Raw genomic sequence first — 6,434 nt, forward strand, 5'->3', positions numbered from 1 at the left:
GATATAAACCTTGAACTATAGGAATGAATAATGGTATCGGATGTTGATAAGTAATGGGTAATATGTAATTGGTAATTGGGTAATATAAAAAGTAAACCAGTGAATGATGATATGCCAGCTTATTTTCTACAATATATCCTGAACTTTAAACTTTAAACTTTAAAACTCTGAACCTTGATTGAACCTTAAACTTCAACTTAAAACCCTGAACTTTGAACCTTGAATCTTGAATCTTAAATCTTGAACCCTGAACATCCCCCTCTTACTTCTCACTTCTCACTTCTCACTTCTTACTTCCTCACCTCTTACCGGTATAAAACAAAAAACCCCACACATTGCTGTATGAGGTTTGAATAAAAACTGGCGGCGACCTACTCTCCCGCGTTAGCAGTACCATCGGCGCTGGTGGGCTTAACTTCTGTGTTCGGAATGGGAACAGGTGAGCCCCACCGCTAAAACCACCCTAAAGGTTGTATATCATTTAAGGTTTTGTGTTCCGGGTTTGATGTTTATTGCTGTTACACTTTAAACCTTGAACCCTAAACTTTAAACATTAAATGTTTTTATCGGTAAATTTCATCACAAAGGCAAAACCAGTGTTGCACTTATAAGGCTTGTTGTTAGCGGCTTGCTTTTAGCTATTAGCTATCGGCCAGCTGCCATAAGCATCCTTATAGGCTATAAATCTACGGGTAATTAGTACTACTCGGCTATGCTGTTACCAACTTTACACCTGTAGCCTATCAACGTGGTCATCTCCCACGACCCTTAAAAGATGTCTCATCTTGAGGCGAGTTTCACACTTATATGCTTTCAGTGTTTATCTCTTCCAAACATAGCTACTCAGCGGTGCACCTGGCGGTACAACTGATACACCAGAGGTTTGTTCAATTCGGTCCTCTCGTACTAGAATCAAGCCCTCTCAAACATCTAACGCCCGCAATAGATAGAGACCGAACTGTCTCACGACGTTCTGAACCCAGCTCGCGTGCCACTTTAATGGGCGAACAGCCCAACCCTTGGGACCTTCTCCAGCCCCAGGATGTGACGAGCCGACATCGAGGTGCCGAACCTCCCCGTCGATGTGAGCTCTTGGGGGAGACTAGCCTGTTATCCCCGGAGTACCTTTTATCCTATGAGCGATGGCCCTTCCATACGGAACCACCGGATCACTATGTCCTGCTTTCGCACCTGATCGACTTGTAGGTCTCACAGTCAAGCACCCTTATGCCATTACACTCTACGCACGGTTACCAAGCGTGCTGAGGGTACCTTTGAAAGCCTCCGTTACTCTTTTGGAGGCGACCACCCCAGTCAAACTACCCACCACGCAATGTCCTTCTTAAAGAAGTTAGGCTCCAAGTAAGTAAAGGGTGGTATTTCAACAGCGGCTCCACAAGCACTAGCGTGCCTGCTTCAAAGCCTCCCACCTATCCTACACATTACTTACTCAAAGTCAATACGAAGTTATAGTAAAGGTTCACAGGGTCTTTTCGTCCCATTGCGGGTAATCGGCATCTTCACCGATACTACAATTTCACCGAGCTCGTGGCTGAGACAGTGCCCAGATCGTTACACCATTCGTGCAGGTCGGAACTTACCCGACAAGGAATTTCGCTACCTTAGGACCGTTATAGTTACGGCCGCCGTTTACTGGGGCTTCAGTCAAACGCTTCGGTTACCCTAACGCCCTTCCTTAACCTTCCAGCACCGGGCAGGTGTCAGACCCTATACAGCATCTTTCGATTTAGCAGAGTCCTGTGTTTTTGATAAACAGTCGCCTGGGCCTCTTCACTGCGGCCACCATTGCTGATGGCGTCTCTTCTTCCGAAGTTACGAGACTATTTTGCCTAGTTCCTTAGCCACGACTCACTCGAGCACCTTAGGATTCTCTCCTCGACCACCTGTGTCGGTTTTGGTACGGGTTGCTTCACTTCGGCTTTTCTTGGAAGCACTTTCCCTACAGCAACTTCGCCCGAAGGCTAGGTCTTGACTATTCCGTCAGTCTTCAGTAAGTACGGCACTCCGTCCCCTTTTTAGTGTGAGCAAGTATGGGAATATTAACCCATTGTCCATCCACTTCCCCTTTCGGGTGCGCGTTAGGTCCCGACTAACCCTCAGCTGATTAGCATGGCTGAGGAAACCTTAGTCTTTCGGTGAGGGGGTTTCTCGCCCCCTTTATCGTTACTTATGCCTACATTTTCTTTTCTGTCCGCTCCACAATACCTCACGATACTGCTTCGGCGCAAACAGAATGCTCTCCTACCAGATGTATTAATACAAATCCATAGCTTCGGTAATATGTTTATGCCCGATTATTATCCATGCCGGACCGCTCGACTAGTGAGCTGTTACGCACTCTTTAAATGAATGGCTGCTTCCAAGCCAACATCCTAGCTGTCAATGCAGTCCAACCGCGTTGCTTCAACTTAACATATATTTGGGGACCTTAGCTGTTGGTCTGGGTTCTTTCCCTCTCGGACATGGACCTTAGCACCCATGCCCTCACTGCCGACCATCATTTATTAGCATTCGGAGTTTGTCAGGAATTGGTAGGCGATGAAACCCCCGCATCCAATCAGTAGCTCTACCTCTAATAAACTATAAATCGACGCTGCACCTAAATGCATTTCGGAGAGTACGAGCTATCTCCCAGTTTGATTGGCCTTTCACCCCTACCCACAGGTCATCCGAAGACTTTTCAACGTCAACCGGTTCGGTCCTCCACTTTGTGTTACCAAAGCTTCAACCTGCCCATGGGTAGATCACAAGGTTTCGCGTCTAATCCTACTAACTATACGCCCTATTCAGACTCGCTTTCGCTCCGGCTCCGGACCTGAAGTCCTTAACCTCGCTAGTAAAATTAACTCGTAGGCTCATTATGCAAAAGGCACGCCGTCACAGAATTTATCTGCTCCGACCGCTTGTAGGCGTACGGTTTCAGGTTCTATTTCACCCTTCTATTCGAAGTGCTTTTCACCTTTCCTTCACAGTACTTGTTCACTATCGGTCTTTCAGGAGTATTTAGCCTTGGAGGATGGTCCCCCCATATTCAGACAGGATTTCACGTGTCCCGCCCTACTCATTTATCATCTTAATATACCTTTCGATTACCGGGCTATCACCGTCTATGGCCGCACTTTCCAGTACGTTCTTCTAAATATATAAAGACTTTTGGGCTAATCCGCTTTCGCTCGCCACTACTTACGGAATCTCTTCGATTTCTTTTCCTCCGGGTACTTAGATGTTTCAGTTCTCCGGGTTTGCTCCTCTTGCGAGGTGACATGTCTTCAACATGCCGGGTTGCCCCATTCGGATATCTACGGATCTATTCGTGTGTGCCAATCCCCGTAGCTTTTCGCAGCTTACCACGTCCTTCGTCGCCTCTGAAAGCCTAGGCATCCGCCATACGCCCTTAACGATTTCTTTCCTATTTTTAGGTTACTCAAGCACTTATAAGTGCTCGGTTTTCTCTTTGTGATGTCTTTACCGTTAATGTCAATGATCTTAATGTCTTCTTTTCCGATTGATGAACAGATGTTGTTTTTGGCTCCATCCGTAACTTTTAAATCAATCTTCCAAAACTGTGGAGAATAAGGGAGTCGAACCCTTGACCTCCTGCGTGCAAGGCAGGCGCTCTAGCCAGCTGAGCTAATTCCCCCTCTAGGTGCTGTTGGCTTCTTGCTAATTGCTTTTGGCTTTTTGCCATCAGCTATAAGCCATTTGCCAGCCGCTTTAATTAGTAGTCTCGGGCAGGCTCGAACTGCCGACCTCTACATTATCAGTGTAGCGCTCTAACCAGCTGAGCTACGAGACTCTTTGTGTTCCGAGTTCCGTGTTTTTGGTTCCGGGTTATCCGTATCCATTAACTCGTACCCCGTCTCTCTGTTCCCTGATACTAATTTCTAGTGGGTTTTGTATTTTTTATATATTTTACAGGTAAAAAGTTGAAAGTAAGAGGTAAGAAGCTAAGCTTAATGCATGAACTTTTTTCCTTTAACTTTTATCTTTTAACTATAAAACCAACCAATAAAAAAACTAAAGCTTTACTTTGAGATAAGTACTTGTATCTTGCGATACTAATTTTGTTTATCGTCTAAAAGACGCTCTAAAATGAGATGTTCCAGCCGCACCTTCCGGTACGGCTACCTTGTTACGACTTAGCCCTAGTTACCTGTTTTACCCTAGGCAGCTCCTGTTACGGTCACCGACTTCAGGTACCCCAGACTTCCATGGCTTGACGGGCGGTGTGTACAAGGCCCGGGAACGTATTCACCGCGCCATGGCTGATGCGCGATTACTAGCGATTCCAGCTTCATAGAGTCGAGTTGCAGACTCCAATCCGAACTGAGACCGGCTTTCGAGATTTGCATCACATCGCTGTGTAGCGGCCCTCTGTACCGGCCATTGTATTACGTGTGTGGCCCAAGGCGTAAGGGCCGTGATGATTTGACGTCATCCCCACCTTCCTCTCTACTTGCGTAGGCAGTCTTACTAGAGTCCTCAACTTAATGGTAGCAACTAGTAACAGGGGTTGCGCTCGTTGCAGGACTTAACCTAACACCTCACGGCACGAGCTGACGACAACCATGCAGCACCTTGAAAATTGCCCGAAGGAAGGTCTATTTCTAAACCGGTCAATTCCCATTTAAGCCTTGGTAAGGTTCCTCGCGTATCATCGAATTAAACCACATAATCCACCGCTTGTGCGGGCCCCCGTCAATTCCTTTGAGTTTCAAACTTGCGTTCGTACTCCCCAGGTGGCTTACTTATCACTTTCGCTTAGTCTCTGAACCCGAAAGCCCAAAAACGAGTAAGCATCGTTTACAGCGTGGACTACCAGGGTATCTAATCCTGTTCGCTCCCCACGCTTTCGTCCATCAGCGTCAGTTAAGACATAGTGACCTGCCTTCGCAATTGGTGTTCTAAGTAATATCTATGCATTTCACCGCTACACTACTTATTCCAGCCACTTCTACCTTACTCAAGACATGCAGTATCAATGGCAGTTTCACAGTTGAGCTGTGAGATTTCACCACTGACTTACACATCCGCCTACGGACCCTTTAAACCCAATAAATCCGGATAACGCTTGCACCCTCCGTATTACCGCGGCTGCTGGCACGGAGTTAGCCGGTGCTTATTCGTACAGTACCTTCAGCTATCTACACGTAGATAGGTTTATCCCTGTACAAAAGAAGTTTACAACCCATAGGGCCGTCGTCCTTCACGCGGGATGGCTGGATCAGGCGCTAACCCATTGTCCAATATTCCTCACTGCTGCCTCCCGTAGGAGTCTGGTCCGTGTCTCAGTACCAGTGTGGGGGATCACCCTCTCAGGCCCCCTAAAGATCATCGACTTGGTGAGCCGTTACCTCACCAACTATCTAATCTTGCGCGTGCCCATCTTTATCCACCTCAGTTTTCAATTTTAAATGATGCCATCCAAAATATTATGGGGTATTAATCTTCCTTTCGAAAGGCTATCCCCCTGATAAAGGCAGGTTGCACACGTGTTCCGCACCCGTACGCCGCTCTCAAGATCCCGAAAGATCTCTACCGCTCAGCTTGCATGTGTTAGGCCTCCCGCTAGCGTTCATCCTGAGCCAGGATCAAACTCTCCATTGTATGTTTGTCTGTCTCTCTCAAAGTTTTTTAACGCTTTAGTTTTTCCTTACTTGGTTGTTATATTGTATGTCAATGATCTTCATTTCTTCCGCTTTCTTACGAAGCCTTCTTTCTGTCAGTGTATGCTCCGTATTTGCGAGTGCAAAAGTAAAAATTATTTTTGATTCAGCCAAATGTTCTGAAGAAAATTTTAAAGTTTTTTTAGTAACCTTAATCCTTCATCCCCTATTCTGCCAATCCAACTCCTGCGCCCCGTTTTACCGGACTGCAAAGATACTCATCTTTTTTTCACCCACAAGTTTTTTTATAAAAAAATTGTAAAAGTTTCTGACTGTACCCCATGTAAGAGTTTCTAATTTTACGCCTCCTAAAAGGCTTCCCTGCGCTACCTACTTCCTTGCGTTTTCAGTGGGGCAAAGATAAAAACTTTATCCGTTACAAAACAAGTTTATTTAACATAAAATTTACTTTTAGGTAATATTTAACCGTAACTCCCTGGGAGTACGATGGATTAATTTTATTAAAGAATAGGAAAAAGGAAAAAGGGAGAAGCGAAAGGTGTGAGGGAAGTCTGAGAGGGGAAGGAAGGGAAACCTTCAAGGTTTTGAAAACCTTGAAGGTTGGGCCGGGAAAAAGGGCTTTTGTTGTTCTTTATCGTCAAAGCGACCTCCACCCCAGCCCGGATCGAGCGGCGTGTATGAGCTCTTTTCCAGTAATGGGGTTTAGGGGGGGAACACGCCCCCAACCCCAAAAAAGAAAAAAAAAAAACGCGGGCACGCCGAAAACAGCACCCCCAAAAAAAAAAA

The 6,434-nt window shown here is 46.0% G+C and carries 2 tRNA genes and 3 rRNA genes; all 5 read right to left on the minus strand.

Features of this window, described 5'->3' with window-relative positions:
• Window positions 1-358 precede the first annotated feature (358 nt).
• The 5 genes from rrf to SOP96_RS19805 all read right to left on the minus strand — a co-directional run bounded on the left by rrf (window position 359) and on the right by SOP96_RS19805 (window position 5,628).
• A 5S ribosomal RNA gene (gene rrf / locus SOP96_RS19785) occupies window positions 359-466 on the minus strand.
• Between the two features lie 210 nt (window positions 467-676).
• Window positions 677-3,429: ribosomal RNA gene (locus SOP96_RS19790) — 23S ribosomal RNA — on the minus strand.
• 158 nt (window positions 3,430-3,587) lie between these two features.
• A tRNA-Ala gene (locus tag SOP96_RS19795) sits at window positions 3,588-3,661 on the minus strand.
• An 82-nt stretch (window positions 3,662-3,743) separates the two neighbouring features.
• A tRNA-Ile gene (locus SOP96_RS19800) sits at window positions 3,744-3,817 on the minus strand.
• Window positions 3,818-4,111: 294 nt separating this feature from the next.
• Window positions 4,112-5,628 (minus strand): 16S ribosomal RNA (locus tag SOP96_RS19805).
• Together the 16S, 23S and 5S rRNA genes with 2 tRNA genes alongside form the textbook arrangement of a ribosomal RNA operon.
• Window positions 5,629-6,434: the final 806 nt, after the last annotated feature.

The organism is Chryseobacterium salviniae (assembly GCF_035819015.1).
In the GTDB taxonomy this organism is placed as follows: domain Bacteria; phylum Bacteroidota; class Bacteroidia; order Flavobacteriales; family Weeksellaceae; genus Chryseobacterium; species Chryseobacterium salviniae.